Annotated in this window: 20 protein-coding genes and 1 pseudogene; 10 read left to right on the top strand and 11 right to left on the bottom strand. The window is 65.8% G+C overall.

Going from position 1 to position 23,354, the window contains the following annotated elements; translation table 11 throughout:
* Nucleotides 1-102 precede the first annotated feature (102 nt).
* The 6 genes from ACW2Q0_RS02955 to ACW2Q0_RS02930 all read left to right on the top strand — a co-directional run bounded on the left by ACW2Q0_RS02955 (nucleotide 103) and on the right by ACW2Q0_RS02930 (nucleotide 4,285).
* Entirely contained in the window at nucleotides 103-909 is an 807-nt protein-coding gene (locus ACW2Q0_RS02955; RefSeq protein ID WP_457185757.1) for an LmeA family phospholipid-binding protein, read from the top strand.
* Complete coding sequence (locus ACW2Q0_RS02950; protein ID WP_457185755.1) at nucleotides 906-1,346, top strand: thioredoxin family protein; 441 nt, start codon at nucleotides 906-908, stop codon at nucleotides 1,344-1,346. The genes ACW2Q0_RS02955 and ACW2Q0_RS02950 overlap by 4 nt, the downstream gene beginning before the upstream one ends.
* Before the next feature lie 390 nt (nucleotides 1,347-1,736).
* On the top strand, nucleotides 1,737-2,219 hold the full coding sequence (locus tag ACW2Q0_RS02945; protein ID WP_457186116.1) for a DUF4395 domain-containing protein: 483 nt from the start codon (nucleotides 1,737-1,739) through the stop codon (nucleotides 2,217-2,219).
* A 31-nt stretch (nucleotides 2,220-2,250) separates the two neighbouring features.
* Complete coding sequence (locus ACW2Q0_RS02940; RefSeq protein ID WP_457185753.1) at nucleotides 2,251-3,084, top strand: sulfurtransferase; 834 nt, start codon at nucleotides 2,251-2,253, stop codon at nucleotides 3,082-3,084.
* A 4-nt stretch (nucleotides 3,085-3,088) separates the two neighbouring features.
* Entirely contained in the window at nucleotides 3,089-3,394 is a 306-nt protein-coding gene (locus ACW2Q0_RS02935; RefSeq protein ID WP_457185751.1) for a DUF1416 domain-containing protein, read from the top strand.
* 183 nt (nucleotides 3,395-3,577) lie between these two features.
* On the top strand, nucleotides 3,578-4,285 hold the full coding sequence (locus ACW2Q0_RS02930; RefSeq protein ID WP_457185750.1) for an FABP family protein: 708 nt from the start codon (nucleotides 3,578-3,580) through the stop codon (nucleotides 4,283-4,285).
* Here the strand turns inward: ACW2Q0_RS02930 and ACW2Q0_RS02925 are convergent.
* The 7 genes from ACW2Q0_RS02925 to ACW2Q0_RS02895 form a co-directional block, all read right to left on the bottom strand.
* Nucleotides 4,282-4,872 (bottom strand): Uma2 family endonuclease, encoded by a 591-nt coding sequence (locus tag ACW2Q0_RS02925; RefSeq protein ID WP_457185748.1) that lies wholly within the window; start codon nucleotides 4,870-4,872, stop codon nucleotides 4,282-4,284. The genes ACW2Q0_RS02930 and ACW2Q0_RS02925 overlap by 4 nt on opposite strands.
* Before the next feature lie 57 nt (nucleotides 4,873-4,929).
* Nucleotides 4,930-5,367, bottom strand: coding sequence for a hypothetical protein (locus ACW2Q0_RS02920; RefSeq protein ID WP_457185746.1), 438 nt, complete (start codon nucleotides 5,365-5,367; stop codon nucleotides 4,930-4,932).
* Nucleotides 5,368-5,656: 289 nt separating this feature from the next.
* Nucleotides 5,657-7,636, bottom strand: a complete 1,980-nt coding sequence (gene cydC, locus ACW2Q0_RS02915; RefSeq protein ID WP_457186114.1) for a thiol reductant ABC exporter subunit CydC — start codon at nucleotides 7,634-7,636, stop codon at nucleotides 5,657-5,659.
* A gap of 187 nt (nucleotides 7,637-7,823) precedes the next feature.
* Nucleotides 7,824-9,566 (bottom strand): thiol reductant ABC exporter subunit CydD, encoded by a 1,743-nt coding sequence (gene cydD, locus ACW2Q0_RS02910; protein ID WP_457185745.1) that lies wholly within the window; start codon nucleotides 9,564-9,566, stop codon nucleotides 7,824-7,826.
* Nucleotides 9,567-9,568: 2 nt separating this feature from the next.
* Entirely contained in the window at nucleotides 9,569-10,600 is a 1,032-nt protein-coding gene (gene cydB, locus ACW2Q0_RS02905; RefSeq protein WP_457185743.1) for a cytochrome d ubiquinol oxidase subunit II, read from the bottom strand.
* 9 nt (nucleotides 10,601-10,609) lie between these two features.
* Entirely contained in the window at nucleotides 10,610-12,097 is a 1,488-nt protein-coding gene (locus ACW2Q0_RS02900; RefSeq protein ID WP_457185742.1) for a cytochrome ubiquinol oxidase subunit I, read from the bottom strand.
* 176 nt (nucleotides 12,098-12,273) lie between these two features.
* On the bottom strand, nucleotides 12,274-13,191 hold the full coding sequence (locus ACW2Q0_RS02895; protein ID WP_457185740.1) for an aminodeoxychorismate lyase: 918 nt from the start codon (nucleotides 13,189-13,191) through the stop codon (nucleotides 12,274-12,276).
* A 148-nt stretch (nucleotides 13,192-13,339) separates the two neighbouring features.
* On the opposite strand from ACW2Q0_RS02895, the gene ygfZ reads away from it, so the two are divergent.
* From ygfZ to ACW2Q0_RS02875, 4 genes and pseudogenes are all read left to right on the top strand, one after another.
* Nucleotides 13,340-14,455, top strand: coding sequence for a CAF17-like 4Fe-4S cluster assembly/insertion protein YgfZ (ygfZ, locus tag ACW2Q0_RS02890; protein ID WP_457185738.1), 1,116 nt, complete (start codon nucleotides 13,340-13,342; stop codon nucleotides 14,453-14,455).
* Nucleotides 14,455-15,069, top strand: a pseudogene (locus ACW2Q0_RS02885) (MOSC domain-containing protein); the annotation flags it as partial. The gene ygfZ and the pseudogene ACW2Q0_RS02885, both read left to right, overlap by 1 nt.
* Nucleotides 15,070-15,293: 224 nt before the next feature.
* The gene (locus ACW2Q0_RS02880; protein WP_457185736.1) at nucleotides 15,294-16,238 is read left to right on the top strand and encodes an asparaginase; all 945 of its coding nucleotides are present in this window, start codon (nucleotides 15,294-15,296) and stop codon (nucleotides 16,236-16,238) included.
* Nucleotides 16,239-16,413: 175 nt separating this feature from the next.
* Nucleotides 16,414-16,623 (top strand): DUF3073 domain-containing protein, encoded by a 210-nt coding sequence (locus tag ACW2Q0_RS02875; protein WP_457185734.1) that lies wholly within the window; start codon nucleotides 16,414-16,416, stop codon nucleotides 16,621-16,623.
* A 143-nt stretch (nucleotides 16,624-16,766) separates the two neighbouring features.
* Here ACW2Q0_RS02875 and purM read toward each other — a convergent pair whose 3' ends face one another.
* From purM to ACW2Q0_RS02855, 4 genes are all read right to left on the bottom strand, one after another.
* On the bottom strand, nucleotides 16,767-17,846 hold the full coding sequence (gene purM / locus ACW2Q0_RS02870) for a phosphoribosylformylglycinamidine cyclo-ligase (protein WP_457185732.1): 1,080 nt from the start codon (nucleotides 17,844-17,846) through the stop codon (nucleotides 16,767-16,769).
* A gap of 215 nt (nucleotides 17,847-18,061) precedes the next feature.
* Nucleotides 18,062-19,621: an amidophosphoribosyltransferase gene (gene purF / locus ACW2Q0_RS02865; protein WP_457186112.1), complete on the bottom strand. Its 1,560-nt coding sequence runs from the start codon at nucleotides 19,619-19,621 to the stop codon at nucleotides 18,062-18,064.
* Between the two features lie 889 nt (nucleotides 19,622-20,510).
* Nucleotides 20,511-22,562 (bottom strand): ATP-binding protein, encoded by a 2,052-nt coding sequence (locus tag ACW2Q0_RS02860; protein ID WP_457185730.1) that lies wholly within the window; start codon nucleotides 22,560-22,562, stop codon nucleotides 20,511-20,513.
* Between the two features lie 261 nt (nucleotides 22,563-22,823).
* Complete coding sequence (locus tag ACW2Q0_RS02855; protein WP_457185728.1) at nucleotides 22,824-23,219, bottom strand: sterol carrier family protein; 396 nt, start codon at nucleotides 23,217-23,219, stop codon at nucleotides 22,824-22,826.
* Between the last annotated feature and the right edge of the window lie 135 nt (nucleotides 23,220-23,354).

The raw sequence follows: 23,354 nt of genomic DNA, 5'->3' as shown, positions 1-23,354 counted from the left end.
GATTAGCGCGTGAACACCGATGACCTCGCCATCCGGGGTTAGTGTGACACCTCTACCGAGACATTCGATACCCGAAACGCACCGCCAAGTAGTGTGGCCCGCATGCGCAAGCTGATCATCGGGCTGCTGTGCCTCGCGGCACTGGCGGTAATCATCGATTTCGGCGCCGCCGCCTACTCCGAGTACCGCGTATCGCGTGCCCTGCGTGTCGGCGCCGACCTCACCGCGGATCCCGACGTGGTCATCTATGGCTTCCCGTTCTTCACCCAGGCGCTCGACGGTCGATACCAGACCGTCGATATCCGCGCGCGCATCATGCGCCCCGATATTCCTGGCGAGATTTCGGTCGGCGCGACGCTGACCGGAGCGCACCTGTCCATGGGCGATCTCACCGACGGGAATGTGCGCGCGATCCCGGTGGATCGGGTGGAGGGACAGATGCGGCTCGAGCCGACCGAACTCGGCAGGCTGTTCAAAATTCCAGACCTGCAAGTACATTCGGCACCCGGCGACAAATCCGACGGAACCGGCGGTTCGGGTGGATCCGGAATGACCACCGGCGGGCAACTCCTGCTCACCGGAACCATGCCGGGCAAGACGCCGAGCAAGCCGGGCGCGCCGCTCGGCGGTGACAATGTGAGTGTGACCGCTGACCTCACGGTCGACGGTGATCAGGTGAAGATCGTCGCGACCAGCATCTACCGTGGTACGGGTGATGCCACGACGACCGCGGTCGTCACCGATGCCGACCGCCCCAAGGTGCTCGAGCAGTTCACCCGGACCATCGATACGAACGAACTGCCGTTCGGACTGCGGCCGACCAAGGTGTCCGCACAGGGCGGACAGATCGTCATCGAGGCCAAGGCCGAGAACGTGATCATCGACCTGGATAGATTGCGGCGACCATGATTGAAATCACAATTCTGCTGGTGGTGCTCATCGCCGCGGTGGCGGTCGGCATCATGCTGCAGCGCCGCAACGGCACGCTGCGCGCGAGCGGCACCGAGGCACCGCTCGAGTCGGCGCGTACCGATCTGCTCGCGTCGATCGGTGCCGACAACTCGGGCCCTGCGGTGCTGCATTTCTCCGCCGACTGGTGCGGGCCGTGTGTCGCGGTGCGCCGCGTGGTCGCCGGGGTGACCGAGGAATTGTCCGGATCGCCGCGCCCGCCGCTCGATATCGAGGTCGATATCGATGCCGAACCCGCGCTGGCCAAGGAACTCAATGTGCTCTCGTTGCCGACCACCTTCGTCTTCGACATCGAAGGGCGGGAACGATTTCGGATCTCCGGCGTCCCCAAATCCGCGGACCTGCGCACCGCACTCGAGCCGCTGACAGTGGGCTAGACACTTCACTAACGGCGGAAAACGGGGCGTGACAAGGGTTGATAGCAACTGCGACGAACCCCGGGTCCAATTCTCCGGCAGAACCAGGTAAACTGCTCTGCGTGCAATCCAACCACGAGCTGATGCTCACCCGACGCCGCACAGTTGATCTGTGTCGCCTCGGCGGTTGTTGCTGCCTGTGTGGCTGAGCGGTCGGCTCCGTCTCAATTCCGATGCCGACCTGCGTCCGTCGTGCGAGTGATCTCTTGATCCCCCGGCGAACTGGCAATTTTCCCGCCAAAAGCGAAATTCAGCGCAGGAGTATGCACAATGTCCACAGATTTACGAAATACTTTGGCTGAGACCGGAATTCCCGCCCTGCGGCGTTTCCTCAGCCCCAGCGGCGGCAGTTTGCGTAACCACGCAGGGGCAGGGAGCGCCGCAAATCCCACTCGAGTCGACGTGCGCGGGCCACGCTTCGCCGCGTGGGTCACCACCGGCGTCCTCATTCTCGTCCTGCTCGCCGCCGCTGTTTCGACACCGGTCGCCGCGGTGCTCATCGCCGCGCAGGCGGTGGTCTTCGCGATCGGCGCGGCCTACGGGCCGCGGCGACATCCCTACGGCCGGATCTTCGCCGCGTTCGTCGCGCCGCGCAGGGGTCCGACCCTCGAAACCGAACCCGTCGCCCCGCTGCGGTTCGCCCAACTACTCGGCCTGGTCTTCAGTGCCGCCAGCCTGCTGGGTTTCCTGGTCGGCTCCACCGTCGTCGGCGCGGTGTTCGCCGGCTTCGCCCTGTTCGCGGCGTTCTTGAACGCGGCGTTCGGGATCTGCCTGGGTTGCCAGATCTATCCGCTGGTCGCCCGACTCCGCCGGAACCCGTCCCCGGCGAACTGACCCTGCAAGTCACCACCCCGAAAGGAACAACATGGCCCGCTCCGATGTCCTGGTCTCCGTTGACTGGGCCGAAGAGAACCTCAACGCCCCCGGCATCGTCTTCGTCGAGGTCGATGAGGACACCTCCGCCTACGACGGCGGCCACATCGAGGGTGCCGTTCGGCTCGACTGGAAGAAGGACCTGCAGGATCAGGTTCGTCGTGACTTCGTGAACCAGGAGCAGTTCTCCGATCTGCTCTCGGCACGCGGCATCGCCAACGACGACGAGGTCGTGCTCTACGGCGGCAACAACAACTGGTTCGCCGCCTACGCCTACTGGTACTTCAAGCTGTACGGCCACAACAACGTCAAGCTGCTCGACGGCGGCCGCAAGAAGTGGGAGCTCGACGGTCGCCCGCTGTCCCGCGACGCTGTGAACCGCCCGGCCACCCAGTACAAGGCCGCCGCCCCCGACCTGTCCATCCGCGCGTTCCGTGACGAGGTCATCGCCGCCATCGGCGCCAAGAACCTGGTCGACGTGCGCTCCCCTGACGAGTTCTCCGGCAAGATCCTGGCTCCCGCGCACCTGCCGCAGGAGCAGAGCCAGCGCCCCGGCCACATCCCCGGGGCCATCAACGTGCCGTGGAGCAAGGCCGCGAACGAGGACGGCACCTTCAAGTCCGATGCCGAACTGGCCGAGATCTACGGTGCGGCCGGACTGGACGGAACCAAGGACACCATCGCCTATTGCCGCATCGGTGAGCGTTCCTCGCACACCTGGTTCGTGCTGCAGGAGCTGCTGGGCCACCAGAATGTCAAGAACTACGACGGCAGCTGGACCGAATACGGCTCGCTCGTCGGTGCACCGATCGAGTTGGGAGAGTAATCACATGTGCGCAGCACCTACCCAGGGCCAGGCCATTCCGGCCGGAGTCGATGTCGAGAAGGAAACCGTTATCACCGGCCGCGTGCTGAGCTCGGACGGTCAGCCGGTCGGCGGCGCGTTCGTGCGCCTGCTCGACGGCAACGGTGACTTCACCGCGGAGGTCGTGGCCTCGGGCACCGGCGATTTCCGCTTCTTCGCGGCACCGGGCGCGTGGACCGTGCGGGCGTTGTCCTCCTCGGGCAATGGCTCGGCCGAGGTTCGCCCGGAGGGCACGGGCATCCACGCCGTGGATGTGGCGGTCGCCAAGTAAGCAGTTCCACCGACGGCCCCATGGCTTCCCGACAGCTGGGAAGCCATGGGGCCGTTGTGCTGGGCGGGACACGAGTCGTTAGACTCCAAATGTGGTCCTCTTCTTCGAGATTCTGCTGGTGGCCGTGGCCGTTCTCATCGGCTGGTTCGGCCTGTACGTCTTCTACCGGTTGTTCACCGAATCATGAGTGAACTCGCGAGCGAAGGTTCCACCCCGGCCGAGCGAGCGAGTGAACAACTTAACGGCAACGGCTCGGCCGAGGTGGCCCCGCGCCGCAGTGGCGACGAGGCCGTGGCCGAGGCGGCCGAACGGGCGAAATCTACTGGTGTGCGCAATATTCCAGTGCTACCGGATCTGCCGCTGCCGGAGGACACCGCGAATCTGCGGCTCGGTCCCGATCTGAGTTCGTCGATGCTGGCGCTGCTGCCGATGGTGGGGGTGTGGCGCGGTGAGGGTGAGGGCAACGATCCCGATCGCGGTGATTACCGGTTCGGCCAGCAGATCATCGTCTCCCACGACGGTGGCGACTATCTGGCCTGGGACTCCCGTTCCTGGGTCATCGAATCCGATGGCTGCTACGGCGGCCCCGACCTGCGCGAGAGCGGCTTCTGGCGGGTCGGCATCGACGGCGATGACGAGGTCATCGAACTGCTGCTGACCCACAGCACCGGCATCGTCGAACTCTTCTACGGCACCGCCCTGACCCAATCCTCCTGGGAATTGGCCACCGATGTCGTCATCCGCAGCCAATCCGGCATCGTCGTCGGCGGCGCCAAACGCCTGTACGGCATCGTCGAAGGCGGTGACCTGGCCTACGTCGAGGAGCGCGTCGTAGCCGACGGCCCCCTCGAACCCCGGCTGTCCGCCCGTTTGCAGCGCTACATCGGTTAGCCGCGCGGCCGCCCGATCGATGTCAGGTCGATGTCGATCGGGAATGGGACGCTGATTTTCAGGCGGTCGTGGAATATGCCGACCAAGCCGTAAGAACTGGTAGCCGGGTCGAGTTCGTAGGCGTAGACGACAGCTTCATCGTTGCGACGCTCGACCCGCCAGTAGTTCGGGATTCCCGCTCTCGCATATTTGGTCGGCTTGGTCTCCCGGTCACGCTCTTCAGAATCCGGGGACACCGCCTCGACCGCGAGAACAACATCCTCGGCGAAGTAGTAGGTGGATGGATGATCCGCTCGGCGAATCGCCGCCATGCTGACCACCAGAACATCTGGCTCCGGCAGCTGACGCGGTCCAAGTTTGACGGCCATCTCACGGTCGGCGTACAGATCAGGCGGCGTCTGTTGATCGAGGTCCCGCCAGAGAATCGACACGGCCCGGCTGTGCCATCTCTCCTGCGGACTCACGAAGACCAGACCCCCATCGATCAACTCGGTGTGCTTAGGAAGGCCGCGTAGCGCCAAGAAGTCCTCGACAGTGAATCCACCAGCAGGTGGGATCACCCAGTCAGGCAACGGCTCAACGGTCATTGCCCCAGCGTAGCGTCCATCGGAGTCGAACTTCACCGGAAACGGGGCGCCCACGATTCAGTACGGGTGCCAGTTGACGAGGAGTTCGTCGGCGAGGGTTTCGACGGCGAGTTTCGAGCCGTTCACTTCGAAGGTGGCGCCGCGCAGGCGGTCGTCGTACAGGCGGGATTCGGAGACGGCGGCTATTCGCCAACCGAGCAACTGGGCGTATGGGGGTTCGGCTCCGACGTCGAATGCGGTGTACTTGCCGGATTCGAGTATGTAGTCGATGTATTCGGGTTCGGTGAGGCCGGCGAAGGGGTCGCGCCATGGTGTTGATCCGACGCGGAGCTCCTCGCCGTCGGTTCCGGCGTCGAGTAGTAGCACCGAGCCGTCGTCGAAGGTCAATTCGATGGGGCCTTCGGTGCGGTCGACGTCGGTGCCGCGTACATAGAACATGCGGCGAATCGCCCTGATACGGCGACCGACCACTGCTGCGAGTCCCTCCGATGGCATTGGCTACCCCTCGTATCGAACCGGTCGCCGGACTCTACCGCTTTGCCCATTATGCCCCGAAAAGGAACGGCCCCCGAGCCATACCCAGCTGGCGGTGAAACCTGCATGGGTCCCGGTCGGACTAGACCGGGAGCTCGGGGGCCGGGTGGCTGCCTGGAATTCGCTCAGCGCTCGCGCGAACGGAATCCGTTGCAGCGGTGGCGCTAGCGGACAGCCACCTCACAAGTCCTATGAACATACATTCTTCGAACCACCTCCTTCCTTGTGTACAAACGAATCTAGTCAGCGGTCAGCGGGTCGGCAACGGAATTTCGCGGGGCGCTGCGCCGCTGCGCTCGTCCGCTTCGAAAACGGTCGTGATCTGGCCTGACGCAGCGATGTGCAGCACCACTTCGGCGCGGTGGTTGGATGGCAGATGATGTGTGACGACTACCACAATTCGGTCGGGTTCGACCAGGCCGCTGTCGATATCGAGTAGCTCGCGCAGCATCTGGGCGCCCGCCTGGGCCTCGAGATGTTCGGTCGGCTCATCGAGCAGCAGCACCCGCGCGGGCGAAATGAGCGCGCGGGCGAGGAGAATCCGCCGCCGCTGCCCACCCGAAACCGCGGCCGCACCCCCGACCAGATCCGTGTGCACACCATCCGGCAGCGATTCCAGCCAATCCCCGAGACCTACTGCGCACAGCGCCTTCTCGGCCTCTTCGACAGTGAGATCTCCACGCGCGACACGCAAGTTCTCGAGCACCGAGGTGCCGAAGATATGCGCATCCTCGGCAAAGAACGTCACGCCGGCCACGGGTGTATCGAACAGCCCCGCCCACGCCATGAGCAGTGTGGTCTTACCCGCACCGCTCGGCCCGACAACGGCAACACGGCTGCCCGCGGGACGCTCAGGAAAGTTGCCCGACAATAGCTTTCGCGCGCCATCGGTGCCTGGGTCGCTGCGGTGGTCAGTGGTGCCGTCGGCGATCGGACGGCCGGACCGCTGTCGCGTGGTTTCGAGCCGGGGTAGGCGGTGGAGGGCGGCGCGGGCGGTGGTCAGAGCCTGGGCGGCGGCGGGGAGTGGGCCGACTGCTTCGAACGCGGACAGTGGCAGCAGGACGAGGATGGTGAGGGCCATGGGGGTCATCGCGGGCTGATCGGCACCGTAGATGGTGATGCCGATCAGGAGAGCACCGAGGACGCTGGCGCCGATCGACAGGGGCGTTGCCGCGGCGGCCCAGGCGCTGCGCGCGGCCGCGGCATCCTCGGCGGCCACCGCACGTTGTCCGGCACGGTCGGCGGCCGCCAGCGCGGCATCCATCCTGCCCGCGACGCGGAGTTCGGCCGCGTGGTCGAGGACGGTGAGCGCTTCAGCAGTGAATTCGGCCCGGTCGGCGCGCACCGCACGCTCGGCCTCGCGAGCGGCCCGACCCGACAGCCACGGCGCGACGATTCCGGCAATGCCGAGCGATACGGCCAGGATTGCCGCCGCACCAACCGAAATGGTGGCCATGAGTCCGATCGCCGACGACGACAGCACTATCGCGACCGCGATCGGCACGAATACGCGCACGACAACGGCACCGAGGTCGTCGATATCGCTGCCGATTCGAACCAGCAGATCCCCGCGTCGCAACGACGCGGCACCCGCCGAATCCATCACCGCCACCGGCGCGCCGCGGTCCGAGGTCTCTGCCTGGCCGAACGCAGTCACTGCGCCATGTCGACCGGATAGCCCGGGTTTCGGCGTCCCGTCGTTGTCGGCAGCGTCGAGTTCGGGCGCGTTGAACACCGCGCCAACGGCCCGCGCCGATTCGGCGATCGAGCGGTCCCGGCCGCGCCGAGGACTGAAGCCGTCGGCACCATGGGCCGAGCCTGCCGACGCACCGTCACGCCCGAGCCGGTGAATCGACCCGTCGAACGCGTCGGCAGGTACGCCGTCGGCTGCGGCTGCTCCGTCCGAATCGCCGCCCCGCATATCCCGCCGCACCCAGACATCGGAGTGCGCGAGCATCCGGTATACGGTTGTCCGAGCTGTTGTCATCGCGCGCAGCGCAACATCATGGGTGGCAAGGCGTTCCAGATATCGACACAGCCCGCGGGAGATACCCAGCGCCCGTACCGCGACAACAGCGACGCTCAGATCGAGCACCGGAGGCATCTCCCAGGCGCGCGCAATCAACCACGCCGCCAATGCCGCCAGCCCGAGCCCGCTGCCCAGCGCCGACACCCCCCACCCGATCGCCACCGCAACCCGCCACGGCGACAACTCGAGCAGGCCCCACATCTGCCGCAGATCCACCAGCACCGTGCGGCCCCCGTGACGAGCCGAAGCAGCTGTCGGACTACGCATCCCGATACTCATCGCACGACCCCATCGACAAAACGGCCCAGCTGATCTCCGGCTCGCTGGTCGAGCGACGCTATGTCCCGGCGAGCCGTTGTCCTGCGCACCGAAGTGTTTCCCGCGCTGTTCATAGGGCGACTGCCTGGGGTGCGGTGCAGTGGATGGGGATTACCTGGTCGGCGGCGGCGAGGACGGTTGGGCGGTGAGCGATCAGGATCACGGTGGCGCCGGTGCGGGCTCGTTGCTGTAGGGCGGTGAGGACAGTGGCTTCGGCGACGGGGTCGAGGTGGGCGGTCGGTTCGTCCAGCAGGAGGATGGGGCGGTCGGCGGCGAGCACTCTGGTGAGGGCGAGGCGCTGGCGCTGGCCGAGGGACAGACCCATGCCGCCGGCGCCGACGACGGTGTTCCAGCCGTCGGGGAGTTCATCGAGGACCGTGTCGAATCCGGTTGCGATGCAGGCGGCGTCGAGTTCGTCGACTATTCGGGCGGCGCCCTTCGTCATAGTGTCGGGTGTGTGCGCGCCGAGCAGCTCGAGGTTTTCGCGCAGCGTGGCGGGGACCAGTACCGGTCGCTGGGGCAACCAGGCGACGCGGGACCACCAAGCGTCTTGATCCAGCGCACGAACATCTGTGCCGTCGACCTTCACCGAGCCGAGTTCAGGGGTGATCAAACCCAGAATCGCTTGCAGCGCGGTCGATTTCCCGCTACCGTTCGGCCCGGTCAATACGGTTACCCGTCCTGGCCGAAACGTCGCGGTAAGTCCGGCAGGCGCGAATCCATCCCGGGCACGTATCGACAGATCACATATCTCGATGACGCCGAGGTGATCTCCACTGCCACGCACCGTGTCGACTGTAGCCCGACCGGCGGCCCCCGATTCGAGCTGAACCCGAGGTTCGAGAACAGCAAAAGCCTTGTCCGCAGCCGCCATTCCGTCCTGTGCCGCATGGAAACGCTCCCCCACGATCCGCAAGGGCAGGTACACCTCCGGCGCGAGAATCAACGCGACAAGCCCGGCATAGAGGCTCATCTCGCCGTACACCAGCCGCAGACCGATGGACACCGCGATCAATGCGACGCTCAGCGTGGCGAGCATCTCGAGCACCATCGACGACAGGAACGCGATCCGCAGTGCCCGCATGGTGCGCTGCCGCAACGCATCTCCGAGCTCGCGCACCCGATGCTCCATCGAACCCGCCCGCCCGGCGTTCCCTTCCCGCCCCAGCGCACGCAATGTCGGCATTCCGGCGAAAAGATCGAGCAATTGATCCGACAGCCGAGTGGTCGCGGCGAGCGTCGCCGCCGCACGTCCCTGCGTGAGCAGACCGATGAGCACCATGAACACCGGAATCAATGGCAGCGTCACCACCGCGATGACACCGGAGATCGGATCGTGAAATCCGATGACCACCAAAACGATCGGCGGTACGAGACACGCGAGCAGCAGCGCGGGCAGGTATCCGGTGAGATATGCCCGCAGCCCGGTCAACCCGGTACTCACGACAACCGCGAGTTCGGTTCGCCGATTTTCGAGTTCGCGGGGCGGCAGCTGAGCCCCGGCGGCAAGCACCGCGGTTTCCAGTTCCGCGACCACCGCGGCCCCGGCCCGATGCCCGATCCGCGACTGCACCCAGGTGGCGAGCACCCGAGAGCCGATGGCGGCCGCAAGCACGACCAATTCGAAGGTCCACGCGCCGAGTGCGCGCCGACCGGGATCGGTGACAACCCCGGCCAGCACCTGCGCCAGCGCGACCGCCGTAACCACAATCGCCCCCGTAATCACCACGGACAGCGCCACACTCAGCACCAGATAGCGCCGGGCCGAGCGCGCGTACTTCCACAACCGGGGGTCGACGGGCGGGCGAGCCATGATCAGTCCTTGGTGGCTTGCAACGGCAGGCCGATCGGCGCCGGAATCTGTTCGACCGTAATCCGTTTGCGGAAGACCCAATACGTCCAGCCCTGGTACCCCAGCACCACGGGCGTGACGACCACGGCCGCCCAGCTCATCACCTTCAGCGTGTACGGCGTCGAGGAGGCATTGTCGATGGTCAGGTTGAACAGGTCACTGATGGTGGACGGCAGCACATTCGGATACAGCGATCCGAACAGCAGCACCGTGGCCGCCGCGATGGTGACCGCCGTCCCGACGAATGCCCACCCGTCACGGTCGGCGAAACTCGCCGCACCCGCGAGGAGCAGTCCGAGCACGGCCAGCACCAGCGGAATCCAGGTCCATCCGGTTCCGTAGGCCAACTGCGTCCACACCCCGAACACACCGACCACTACCGCCGTCGGCACCAGCAGCAAGCGCACCGTCCGCAGCGCATCGTCGCGCACCTCGCCACCGGTCTTCAGCGCCAGGAAGACCGCACCGTGCAGCGCGAACAACAGTGCGGTCGCGAGCCCACCGAGCAATGCGTACGGCCCGAGCAGATCCCACACCGAACCGCCGACCTGCTTTCTCTCGTTCAACGGCACCCCGCGCACCACATTCGCGAAAACCCAGCCCCACGCCAATGCCGGCACCCAGGAACCGAGGCCGATCGCGGCATCACACCAGGCCCGCCACCGCGCATCGTCGATCTTGCTGCGATATTCGATGGCGCACACCCGCACGATCAGCGCAACCAGCACGAGCAGCAGCGCGAGGTAGAAGCCGGAGAATAGGCTCGCGTACCACTCCGGGAAGGCGGCGAACATGGCAGCGCCCGCGGTGATCAACCAGACCTCGTTGCCGTCCCACACCGGCCCGATCGTATTGAGCACCACCCGCCTTCGGGTATCGCTGCCCTTGCCCAGGATCGGCATCAGCATGCCGACCCCGAAGTCGAAACCCTCCAGTACGAAGTAGCCGGTGAACATCACGCCGATCAGCAAAAACCAGAATTGTTGCAGATTCATCGTCGGCTCCTAATACGCGAACGAAAGCTGTTCGACGGCAGGCTCTTCGGCCCCATGACGGCCGCCCGTATCGTCCGGGCCGCCGGGCGGAATCGTCGGCGGCGCGTCGGGTCCGGCGATCGTGTACCGCCGCATCAGGTAGAACCACACCATCGCGAGCGCGCCGTACAGCAGGGTGAAGACCACGAGCGAGGTGATCACCGTGCCCGCGACGTGGTCGGAGACGCCCTGGTGCACCATCAGCCGCAGGCTCTGGTCGCCGGTCGGATTCGGTGCGACGATCCAAGGCTGCCTACCCATTTCGGTGAAGACCCAGCCCGCGCTATTGGCCAGAAACGGGGTCGGGATGGCGATCAGGCACAGCCATGAGTACCAGCGCTTATCGGTGATCCGGCCACCGCGGGTCAGCCAGAGACCAACCAACCAGAGCAGGATCGCACCGGCCGATAGGCCGATCATGGCGCGGAACGACCAGTACGTGACGAACAGATTGGGCCGGTAGTCGCCGGGCCCGAACTTGGCGTTGTACGCGTGCTGCAGATCGGTGACGCCGTCCAGGGTGACATCGCTGAACTTGCCCTTGGCCAAATACGGCAGCACATACGGCACCTTGATGACGTGCGTCACGCTATCGCAGTTGTTGTGCGTGCCGATGGTCAATACCGAGAAGTCCGGATTGGTTGCGGTATTACACAGCGATTCCGCCGAAACCATTTTCATGGGCTGCTGTTCGAACATCAGCTTGCCCTGCACATCACCGGTGAAGAACAGCGCGACACCGGCGACCACGATCACCCACAGGCCGGCCCGTCCGCCCGGACGCCACATAGTTCGCGCCTCGGCGACTGCGGTCTCGTCACCACTGCGCGCATTGCGCACCATCCACCAGCCGCAGATCCCGACCACGAAAGTTCCCGCGGTGAGAAAGGCACCGGCAACGACATGCGGAAATGCTGCCAGCGTCGTGTTATTGGTGAGTACCTGCCAGATGCTCGTGAGCTCGGCACGCCCACGCTGCGGGTTGTATCTGGCGCCGACCGGATGCTGCATGAACGAATTCGCCGCGACGATGAAGTACGCGGAGGCGTTGACACCGATCGCGACGAGCCAGATCGTCGCCAGGTGCACCGTCTTGGGCAATCGGGTCCAGCCGAAAATCCACAGGCCGAGGAAGGTCGACTCCAAAAAGAATGCGACCAGCCCCTCGAGCGCGAGCGGTGCGCCGAAGACGTCACCAACGAAGCGGGAGTATTCGCTCCAGTTCATGCCGAACTGAAATTCCTGCACGATGCCGGTCGCGACACCGAGTGCGAAGTTGATCAGGAACAGTTTTCCGAAGAATTTGGTCAGCCTGTACCACTGCTCTTTGCCGGTAACCACCCAAGCCGTCTGCATACCCGCCACCAGCGGGGCCAGACCGATTGTCAACGGAACCAAAATGAAGTGATAGACGGTCGTGATGCCGAACTGCCAACGCGATAAGTCCAGGACGCTCAAAACTGACCTCCCGCCGAACTACGACATGACGTAGTAAGCGTACGCCCGGAAAGGGGTCCAGCAAGGAGTCCTGCACCACGACACACAGGAGCGCCGGTGCCGCGACGACCTGTTTTCCGAGTTCGCAGGGAACTCCTACATGTCGTAGTAGGACGAAGATCACGGCTCGGCGAAACTCACCAATCGCCGATAGCCCCGGCCCGCTCCACTCCTCGGTCCACCAATTCGGTGATTTCGGCCGCATTGTCCGGCGCCATCATGCGCAATCCGTCCAGCGAATTCACCCTCGCGGCGAGTGTGATGCTCGAAAGCAGCCAAATGCTGTCGCAGGTCAGCAGGTCCGCGGTGAACAACTGGTCGTAGCTGCACTTCCACCCGGCCTTCTCGGCCTCGGCGAACAGCGCGCGCTGGGTGACCCCGGGCAGTACGCCATTCTTCGCGGGCGGGGTGATCAACTGGTCGTCGCGCACGATCACCACCGACGAGCGCGGCCCCTCCAGCACCCGGTTCTCGGTACTGGTGAAAATCACGTCATCGGCACCCATCCGCTGCGCGAACCGCAGCGCCGCCATATTGGTGGCATAGGACAGCGTCTTCGCTCCCAGCAGCTGCCACGGCGCCGCCTGGGCCAGATCGATCGAGATTCCGCGCGATAGCGAAACCACCGCGACACCGTCGGTGCGCGCCTTGTGCACCCGCTCCGGCACCGGCAGCACCAGGACATAGGAGGTCGGCACCGGCACCGCGGCCGCGAGATCCCCCGAGGTGACGCTGGACGGGGCCGAAAGCTCGGTATCGCGCCCACGGGTGAGCACCAGCCGCAGCAGGCCCTCGCGCTCGGTCCCCCATTCCTTCGTCGCCGTCTCGATCGCATCCCGCCACTTCCCCAGCTCGGGCTCGGGTAGATCGAGCGCCTGCGCCGAACGACGCAGTCGGCCTAGATGAAATTCGATCGCGCACGCATTTCCGGCACGAACCAAAACCGACTCGAAGACACCGTCGCCGCGCAGTACGCCGATGTCGTCGGCAAACAACAACGGCGCGTCCGGATCCTGGACGGCACCGTCGAGCGTTACAAGAACTCGATCCACCATGGGTCGAGCGTAGGCGGTGTTCCTCGGCCGCGCCTAGGTCATGAACGACTTCCGTAAGCCCCCATGACACAGTTGTGCCCCAATACGGTTGCGACCCCGCGCAACACCCACCAAGCCACCACTGCCGGTTCGCGCTTAAAGTGGTTACGTGTCCGTGGTCGTCGCACCCAGTCCCATCCTCGCTGTCCCGGGCGCCGTCGCGGCCGCAGCCGGTACACCGGATGCCGCCGTAGCCTGGCATTACGGGGATCCCTTCGGAGAGCAGCGCGCCGCCGCGCAGCGGGTCGCGATCGTCGACCGGTCGCATCGCTTCGTCCTGAAAATCACCGGGGCCGAGCGGCTGACCTGGTTGCACACCATCAGCTCCCAGCACATCGCGGACCTGGGTAACGGTCGGTCGGCCGAAAACCTGGATCTCGATCTGAACGGCCGGGTGCTGCACCATTTCGTGCTGACCGAACTGGACGGCACAGTGTGGATCGACACCGAGGGTGAGCGCGGACCCGCGCTACTGGAATTCCTGGCGAAGATGGTCTTCTGGGCCGATGCCAAACCGGTCGAGGCCGCCGATTACGCCGTGCTGAGCCTGCTCGGACCGCGCGTTATCGAGTTGACCGAAACGCTCGGCATTTCCACCCTCCCGCAGACCTACGAGGCGGTGTCACTGCCGGACGGCGGATTCCTGCGCCGGATGCCGTGGCCGACCACCGACGCCTTCGACGTGGTCATCCCACGCGACCAACTCGTCGACCGCTGGTCCCGCCTCACCGCGGCAGGCGCCGAACCCGCGGGCATGTGGGCCTTCGAGGCACTGCGCGTCGCGGCGCTGCGCCCCCGGATCGGACTCGACACCGACGAACGGACCATCCCGCACGAGGCCCGCTGGATCGGCGGCATCGCCGAACACGGCGCGGTGCACCTGGACAAGGGCTGCTACCGCGGCCAGGAAACCGTGGCCCGGGTACATAACCTCGGCAAACCGCCGCGTCACCTGGTGCTGCTGCAGCTCGACGGTTCCGCCGACGAACGCCCGACCACCGGCACGGACGTCACCGCGGGCGGTCGTGCCGTCGGCCGCCTCGGCACGGTCGTCGACCATTACGAATACGGCCCCATCGCACTGGCTTTGATCAAACGCACCATCCCGGCCGATACCGAACTGGTCGCGGGCCCGACCGCCGCCGCCATCGATCCGGATTCCGTCCCCGCCGACGACGAACCCCAGGCGGGTCGGATCGCCGTCGACCGCTTGCGTGGCCGCTGATGCGGCTCGATAACGCTCGGGTCCTTGCCGTATGCGTCGTCCACGCCGAGCTCGAGCTGTCGAACCGCGTCGGCCGGACGGCCATCGACAAGCGGCCGGTTCCCCATCGTGTCGGCGTGCGGGCGCTAGGGCTCGACGGCGATCACGTATGCGACACCGAGCATCACGGCGGCGTGCATCAGGCCGTGTATGCCTACGCCGAGGAGGATGCGCGCCGCTGGGGCGAGGAACTCGGCCGCCAATTGCCTGCGGGTTGGTTCGGCGAGAATCTGCGCATCGCCGGATTGCCGGTCAGCGATGCGGTGATCGGTGCGCGCTGGACCATCGGTGACACACTGCTCGAGGTGAGCGCGCCCCGCGTTCCGTGCGCCACCTTCCAGCACTGGTCCGGCGAGGCGCACTGGGTCAAACGCTTCACATTGCGCAGCGATACCGGCGCCTACCTGCGCGTCCTCGACGAGGGCACGATCGGCGTCGGCGACGAGGTTCGCATCGTGCACACGCCCGAGCACGGCATCACCGTCCGCGACCTGTTCACCGGCCACGATCCCGATCTTCTGGCGATTCTGCTCGCGACCGAACCGACGATCTCCGATGATGTGCGGATGCAGATCGAGCGGCACGGCCGCCGCCACGCCAGTGCCAGCGGTGCTCGCGAGCAGCGCATCGCTGCGATCGGCACCCGTGCACAACAGGTCGACGCGGCCAGCGCACCCGAGCAGCAGGTCGGCCCCGCGAACGCCGTCGAGCAGCGCGTAGATGCAGCTGGCGCCCTCGTGCGGCGGGTCGATGCCGCCGGCACCCGCGAACAGCACGGTGAACCGACAGGAGCCGAGCTATGACAATCGAACTGGTCGAGGTCGTCCGCTCCGGCTTCCGCGAATGCGTGCACAGCGGTTCGGTGGTGATCCTCGACGCCGACGGTGAACCGACCCTCGCGCTCGGCGAGGTGCACGTCCCGATCTTCCCGCGCTCCACCAATAAGCCCATGCAGGCCATCACCCTGCTGCGCAATGGCTTCGAACCGCTCGACGATGCCGAGCTGGCCATCGCGACCGCATCGCACTACGGCGAACCGGATCACGTTGCCCTGGTCGGACGCCTGCTCGACCGTTTCGGCTTCGACGAGAAGGCCCTCGAATGCCCGCCCGACCTGCCCCAGGAGGAGCGCGCACGGGCCGAGGCACGGTCCGAACCCCGCCGCGTGTACATGAACTGTTCCGGTAAGCACGCGGCCATGCTCGCCACCTGCGCCATCAACGGTTGGCCCACCAAGGGCTACCTGGATCAGACGCATCCACTGCAACAGGCGGTGCTCGCCACTATCACCGACCTCACCGGCGAACCCGGGACCGATCTCGGCATCGATGGTTGCGGATTACCGATCATCCCGGTCTCGTTGGTGAATCTGGCCCGGGTCTTCGCAGCCATGGCGACCGCGGCGCCCGGTTCACCGCAGCGGCGCGTCGCCGATGCGATTCGCGCCAATCCGCGAGTGATTTCCGGCACGAACGCACCCGATTTATTGACCATGCAGGCCACCCCCGGCTTGGTCTGCAAGATCGGCGCGGACGGTGTGCACGCCGGCGCGCTACCGGACGGAACGGCGTTCGCCTACAAGATCGCCGACGGTCACGATCGCGCGCGAATCCCCCTGACGCTGGCCATTCTGCATCGCATGGGCATCGAATGGACCGCCGCGCACGCCGAGCTCGCGGCGCCGCCGGTGCTCGGCGGCGGCGCCAGAGTCGGGGTCATCCGAGCGATTCCCGGGGTCGTCTGAGCCGTCGGCCCGGCGGCGACAACCGGGCAAACGGCACCACTTCCGGAGTTCTTCCCCCACTCATGGAAGCGCGACCGCCTGACACACGCTAAAGTGTCTGTCAGGAAGATTATTAATTCGAACGGGGCCGCCAACAAACCCCAGGCCGCCCCGCAGTGACGCGAGGGGGTCAGCCATGGGCCGTGGCCGGGCTAAGGCAAAGCAGACCAAAGTCGCACGCGAGCTGAAGTACAGCTCCGCGCCGACTGACTTCGCGAGCCTTCAGCGCGAGCTTTCGGGTAACCCCACCTCCCAGCGGAGTGGTGGTGTGCTGTCCGATGAGCACGACGCGGACGACTCCTCATCCCGTTGGGACGAGGACGACTACAACGACTGGCGCCGCTGACTCGGTAGACGATGAAGGGGGAGGCCGACGGGCCTCCCCCTTCATCCGTTGACGCCGCGTGACCGGACCAACCATTCGAGGCTTGCACAAACAGCAGCGTCCCGCATCCGACGATGCGGGACGCTGCTATGTCGTAACAACTCTCAGAAGCGCGGGTGCTCGCCGACCAGTACAGCACGCACCGCGTCGGCGTCCTTGGCCTTCTTGACGGTGCCGAGGGTCCAGCAGGCGATGTGCCGTGCCGTCAGCACGGCCAGAGCCCGGTCGACGTCCTCGGGCGCCACCACGGCGACCATGCCGACACCCATATTGAAGGTCTTCTCCATCTCGACCCGCTCGACCCGGCCGCGCTGGGCGATCATTTTGAATACCGGTGCCGGATTCCAGGTGCCGCGATCCAGTTCGGCGACCATGCCCGCGGGAATGACCCGGCCCAGATTCGCGGCCAAGCCGCCACCGGTGACGTGTGCGAAAGTGCGCACATCGGTTTCGGCGATCAGCGCGAGGCAGTCCTTGGCGTAGATGAGCGTCGGCTCCAGCAGCTCCTCACCGAGGGTGCGGCCGAACTCCTCTACATGGCCGGTCAGCGACATCCGGTCGATATCGAGTAGCACCTTGCGGGCCAGGCTGTAGCCGTTGGAGTGCAGGCCCGAGGAACCCATGGCGATCACCACATCACCGGGACGCACCCGGTCCGGACCGAGCACCGAATCGGCCTCGACGACGCCGACGCCGGTCGCGGACAGGTCGTAGTCGTCGGGATCCATCAGGCCGGGATGTTCGGCGGTCTCGCCGCCGAGCAGGGCGCAGCCCGCACGCACACAGCCCTCCGCGATACCGGAGACCAGTTCGGCCACCTTTTCCGGGACGACCTTGCCGATCGCGATGTAGTCCTGCAGGAATAGCGGTTCGGCACCGCAGACCACCAGATCGTCCACGACCATGGCGACCAGGTCGAGGCCGACCGTGTCGTGCTTGTCCATCGCCTGGGCGACCGCGATCTTGGTGCCGACCCCGTCGGTGGAGGCCGCGAGCAACGGCTCGCGGTAGCCACCCTTCAGTGCGAACAGCCCGGCGAATCCGCCGAGCCCACCCTGTACCTCGGGTCGGCTGGCCTTCTTCGCCAATGGCCCGAACAACTCGACTGCGCGGTCACCTGCCTCGATGTCCACGCCGGCTGCGGCGTACGAGGCACCGGCACCACTGGGGGTCTGTTCAGTCATTTTCGGGGAAAGCTCCAAACCGAATCGGCGGATAGATGCCAGCTCACGCTACCGGAGTCACATAACAAGCTTGCAGCGGACGTAGCGCTGGATGGGCTCCCCCGCCTCTCCGGGACCTCGGCCGGTCGTAAGCGCCACAGGACTTGATCACCGGGCCGACGGTTGTGTGATCAACACCTTCTGGTCGCCGAGGGGTTCGTAGCGGTCGAATATCGTCAGGGGCGGCTCAACGCACTCGCATTCGCGTTCTCGCTCAACAACATTGCCTCGGACTGGCCGGTCAGCATGCCCTCGAGCACGTTCTTGCCGATGGCCGCCTCGGTGGGCAGCGGGATCGGGTAGTCACCGTCGAAGCAAGCGGAGCACAGCCGCGACCGGGGCTGCTCGGTGGCCGCGATCATGCCCTCGGTGGAGATATAGCCGAGGGTGTCCGCGCCGATCGAGCGGCGCACCGCCTCCACCATGTCGTCATAACTGTCATCGGCACCCGCGCCATTGGCGATCAACTCCGCGCGCGAGGCGAAGTCGATGCCGTAGAAGCACGGCCACTTCACCGGCGGCGAGGCGATCCGCACATGGATCTCCAACGCGCCCGCCTCGCGCAACATCCGGATCAACGCGCGCTGGGTATTGCCGCGCACGATGGAGTCGTCCACCACGATGAGCCGCTTACCGCGGATCACCTCGCGCAGCGGATTCAGCTTGAGCCGAATGCCGAGCTGCCGGATGGTTTGACTCGGCTGGATGAAGGTGCGCCCGACGTAGGCGTTCTTCATCAGGCCCTGCCCGTACGGCACCCCCGAACCCTGCGCGTAGCCGACCGCGGCGGGCGTACCCGACTCCGGCACGGGAATCACCAAATCGGCCTCGACCGGATGTTCCTTGGCCAGACGACGGCCGATCTCCACGCGCGTGGCATGCACCGAGCGACCGGCGATGGTGCTGTCGGGCCGGGCCAGGTAGACGTATTCGAAGACACAGCCCTTGGGTTCGGGATTGGCGAAACGCAAGGACCGCACACCGTCGGCATCGATCGCCAGCAGTTCGCCCGGCTCGATCTCCCGGACGAAGGCGGCGCCGACGATATCCAGCGCGGCCGTCTCACTGGCTACGACCCAGCCACGCTCGAGCCGACCGAGGACCAGCGGACGAACGCCGTGCGGATCGCGCGCGGCGTAGAGGGTGTGCTCGTCCATGAAGGTCAGACAGAACGCGCCCCGCAGCGTCGGCAGCAGCTTCATGGCGGCCTGCTCGATGCTCGAATCCGCGGCAGCGTGCGCGAGCAGCGCGGTCATCACATCGGAGTCGGAGGTGGCGGTGATCGGCGCGGGCCGCCCACCGGAGCTCGGCGGCATACCGATCAGTCCGAGTTCACGCGCACGCGCGCTCAATTCGGCGGTATTGACCAGATTTCCGTTGTGGCCCAACGCAAGTCCGGAACCGACCGCGGTGGTGCGGAAGATCGGCTGCGCATTCTCCCAGGTGGTGGACCCGGTGGTGGAATAGCGACAGTGGCCGATGGCGATATGACCCGGCATGGCTGCCAGCGTCTGCTCGTCGAATACCTGGCTGACCAGGCCCAGATCCTTGAAGACCAGGATTTGTGAGCCGTCGGAGACGGCGATACCCGCGGCCTCCTGGCCACGGTGTTGCAGCGCATACAAGCCGTAGTACGTGAGCTTGGCCACGTCCTCGCTCGGCGCCCAGACTCCGAACACACCACACTCTTCGCGTGGTTCGTTCTCGACCTGATCGGGGGAAGTTTCGACCGGCATCTCGGCGTTGGTCACCGTTTGCTCCCTGTTCGGGCGGGCTGGGGGCTACGGCCATTCTACGGGTGGATCATGCGCCGCGATCACCGCCACCGGGTCGGCAGAGCAATCGGCGAGCGACGCTGCCGTTTTCCGCGTGGCACGGTGTTACGGTGCCGGCCGTGCCGGTGCTCGCACAGTGCGGGCACGGGCAGGTCGGTTACGCGCGTTCACTGCGCGGATGTGGCGGGCCCCGATCGCGGTGCTGACACTGCTCACGGCGCTGCTCGGCACACTGTATACGGATTACGTCGTGGATGCGGGGCAGAACCTGCACGACCTTCCGATCGCACTGGTGAATCAGCATGTCGGCGATACCGTCGCCCGGGCAGCAGGTGAATTTCGGCACACAGATCCCCGGGCCGCTGCGGCAGGGCATTCCGGCGGACAAGGTCGATCTGGGAAGTGCTCGGTGTCGACGAGGCCGAACTGAACATGTAAGCCGGTGCGGTCTACGGCACGATCCTCATCCCAGCGATTTCAAGCCTCGGCGTTCTCGGTGTCGGCAGTGTGGTGCCCGGTGATATCCAGCGTCGGACGCCGACATCACAGGCGAATCCGCGCAGTGTTGCGTTCGTCACTGAGATCGTCACGACTATCGGCACCCGAGCGCAGACGCAGCGCGCCGGCCATTATGACGGTCGGGATCACCGGATCGCCGGTGCTCGCGCGCCTGCGAACTCGCGGTGCGCGCAACCACCGCCCTGGTGACCGCGACCGTCACCCGCGGCAATCTCGCCGAACGCTCTGTCAGGCCCCCTTCACCCCGATCTTCGGCTTCCGGCCCGCTATCGAGGCAGCCCGGCTCGACCGCCTCACCGAACACGGCCGAGTAGTGGCCTGACCGGTCGGGCTAGCCGACATCGGAACCCGCATCATCGGATTCGGATTGTTCGCCGAGGCGCATGGCGTAGACGCGATCCAGGAAGTCGCGGTGCGCGCGCAGCGTGGAGTCGAGCAGTTCGCGCCACGTTCTCCGATCGACGCGGTGGTCGCTGTGCAGCGAGGACAGTGAGGCGGGCCGCAGCTTATCGATGTGGTCGACGATGAAGGTGAGTCGACGGCGCGGGAATTGCTCACCGATGCGCGGATTCTCCTCGAGGAAAGTGTCGAGCGCGTAGAGATAGTTGATGGCGCGGTTGTACTCGGCATCGGTGAGGTGGTAGTCCATCCGCTTGATTTCGACGATCCACAGCTCGCCCGCATCGTGCAGAAGGACGAAATCCGGCTCCCGCTTCTCGCTGCCGATCGCGGTGGTGACCAGGGGCGTGCCGAATTTCTGCCGATACCACCGTTCGAAGCTGGCGCGGACCCGCTGCAACGATTCGTTCATGCCGAGAGGTGTCCACTCGGGGGCCAGCAACCAGGGCGCCCGCTCGATCAACTCCTGGAAGGGACGCTCGAGTGACCGACGGTCATCGACGAGGCTCTGCAGTCGATCGACCACGGCCACCCGCTCGGAAGCGATCTGGCCGAGCGAATACACCTCGGCCACCCGCGCGGTTTCGAAGAGCGCGACAACGACATCGAGCCGGTTGTCGGTGTCCTCGGCCACCTCCTTCAGCGTATCCAGCAGGCTGCGCTGCGGGCCGAGCGAAAGCGCCAGGCGCACAATGCTGTCGATATGCGCCGGATCCTCCAACGCGGCCCGATCCTTGTTGTTCACCAGGATCCGGGCGGCATCCATCACCGACTTGCGAAACATCCGATCCTGCGGCGCGATCGACTGCAGGGTGACCAGAATGCCGGACTTCTCGACGAACTCCTCCCACACCCGGCGCTTGACCGAACTTTCCCCGAGGCTTCCGAGTTCGCGTACGAGATTGCGACCCCAGACCGAAAGTGCCTCACCGCGTTCGGAATTCCAGATGATGTCCTGCCGGTCCGAACGGACCAGATCTTCCTCATCGTCCAACCAGTCCACATGCACCGCGCCGACCAGGTAGGAACGCAATTTGAATTCGCCGGTAAAGCCCGCCGGAATACCGAAGTCGCGGGTCTGCGCGACCAGTTTGCCGCGCGCGTAGATCCGGACACCGGCCATGGCCTCATCGCGATAGGGCTGTTTGGAATAGGCCGCCCAGCCGGTCACCGGTAGGAAGCGATCGCCGATCCACACCGGCCGCTTCGCGACATCGATCCTGGTCTCCTCCATGACATCGACGGGCAGATCGCGCAGCACGAACTTCTGCGCAGCGCCGCGCACGGCAACGCTGTTGTGCACCTCCACCTGCCAGTCGGCGCGCTCCAGACCGAAACGTGCGGCCAATTGCCGACTCAATTCGGAACCGGAACCGACACGTTTACGCAGGAAGTCGCGCAGGATGACCGTGGTGCCGCGCTCGGTGCTGAAGGTGCCGTCCTGCGGTCCGGGGCGCGGGTGGTAGTCGCGTTCGGTATCGGAGAGCATTTCATCGAGGTTCATCACGATATTCGCCACCGGCCAACCCTTCTCGGTGCGCTCGGCGTCGGTGCCGCCCACCGACACCACCTCGATGGTCCGGCAGATACCGAATGGCGCGAGTTTGCCGATGCCCTTGCGGCCCATCACCGGTCGTTCCAGCCGCCGCGACAGATCAGTGCCGACCCGGACCCGGCGATCCGAGCCGACCATCAGATAGTGGGCGTTGATTTCCGTCGATGTCATGCCATGTCCGTTGTCGCGCACCACAATTCGATAGGGGTCGTGGTCGGCGTCGTGAATGGTGCCCGCGAGCGTCACACCCCATGGCAGCGAAACCTCAACCTTGGTGGCATCGGCGTCGTAGGAGTTGGCAATGAGTTCGGCGAGCACCGCGGAAACCCGGTCGTAGAGCCGAATACCGAGCTTATCGATGGTCAGGCGACTGATCCGCATGGTGTACTTGTGCGAATGGTCGCGGTGATCGGTGATCGCGCTGTCCATGGTGGCCCCCATCAACCCGAGCGGTTAGCTGTGCGTCCGCTATAACCAATCGTCGTCCGCGTGGTTGTCGAGGGCCTGAACTTTCGACCACCAGTTCATAACGGGCGGTACGGTTCTCGCGGCTACCTGATCACAATCGTTATTCGGCGGTGGGCAATGGGCGACTACGGCGACTCGGCTCCCGGAGGCGGACACTGCGCATTCGCCACATTCGCCTGATGTCATCTGGAATGTCATGGGATGGCTGCACGGCCACGATCGTCAGTCCGCTGCGGCGCGCGCGATCGGCAGCCAATGAGCGACTTCGGCGGCTCGGCTCCCGGAGGCGGACACCGCGCCGCTCGTCACCGCGGCATCGAAGCCGAGCAGGCCGGTGGCGAGCAGGAGCCAGGTGCGCGGGTCGGCTTCGACGACATTCGGCGGTGTGCCCCTGGTGTGCCGCGGGCCCTCGATGCACTGGACCGCGACGAAAGGTGGGACGCGGACCTCGACGGAATGGCCCGGTGCGGCGGCGGCGAGAGTGCGGGCGGTGGTGCGGACCGCGGCGGCGAGTTCGGGCCGGGCGGGTGCGGGCGTCGAATCGTCGCGCAGCCAGGCACTGACCGCCGCGACCGCCGCTCGGAGTTCCGCTGGATCCACCTTTGCTCGACCTGCCACGATGCCGAGCCTACTGGGGGCTGCGACGGTGCCGATGCCGCGGGCCGTCGCGCATTTCCGTCGGCGGCGAATCGGTGCGAGGTGCGCCAGCGTGCCCGCCGCACATCGACTGACCAGGCGCTGTGCAACAGCGGC

The organism is Nocardia citri (genome assembly GCF_054065835.1).
The sequence above is the reverse complement of the archived record's forward strand: the minus strand, read 5'-3'. Positions and strand labels throughout refer to the sequence as shown.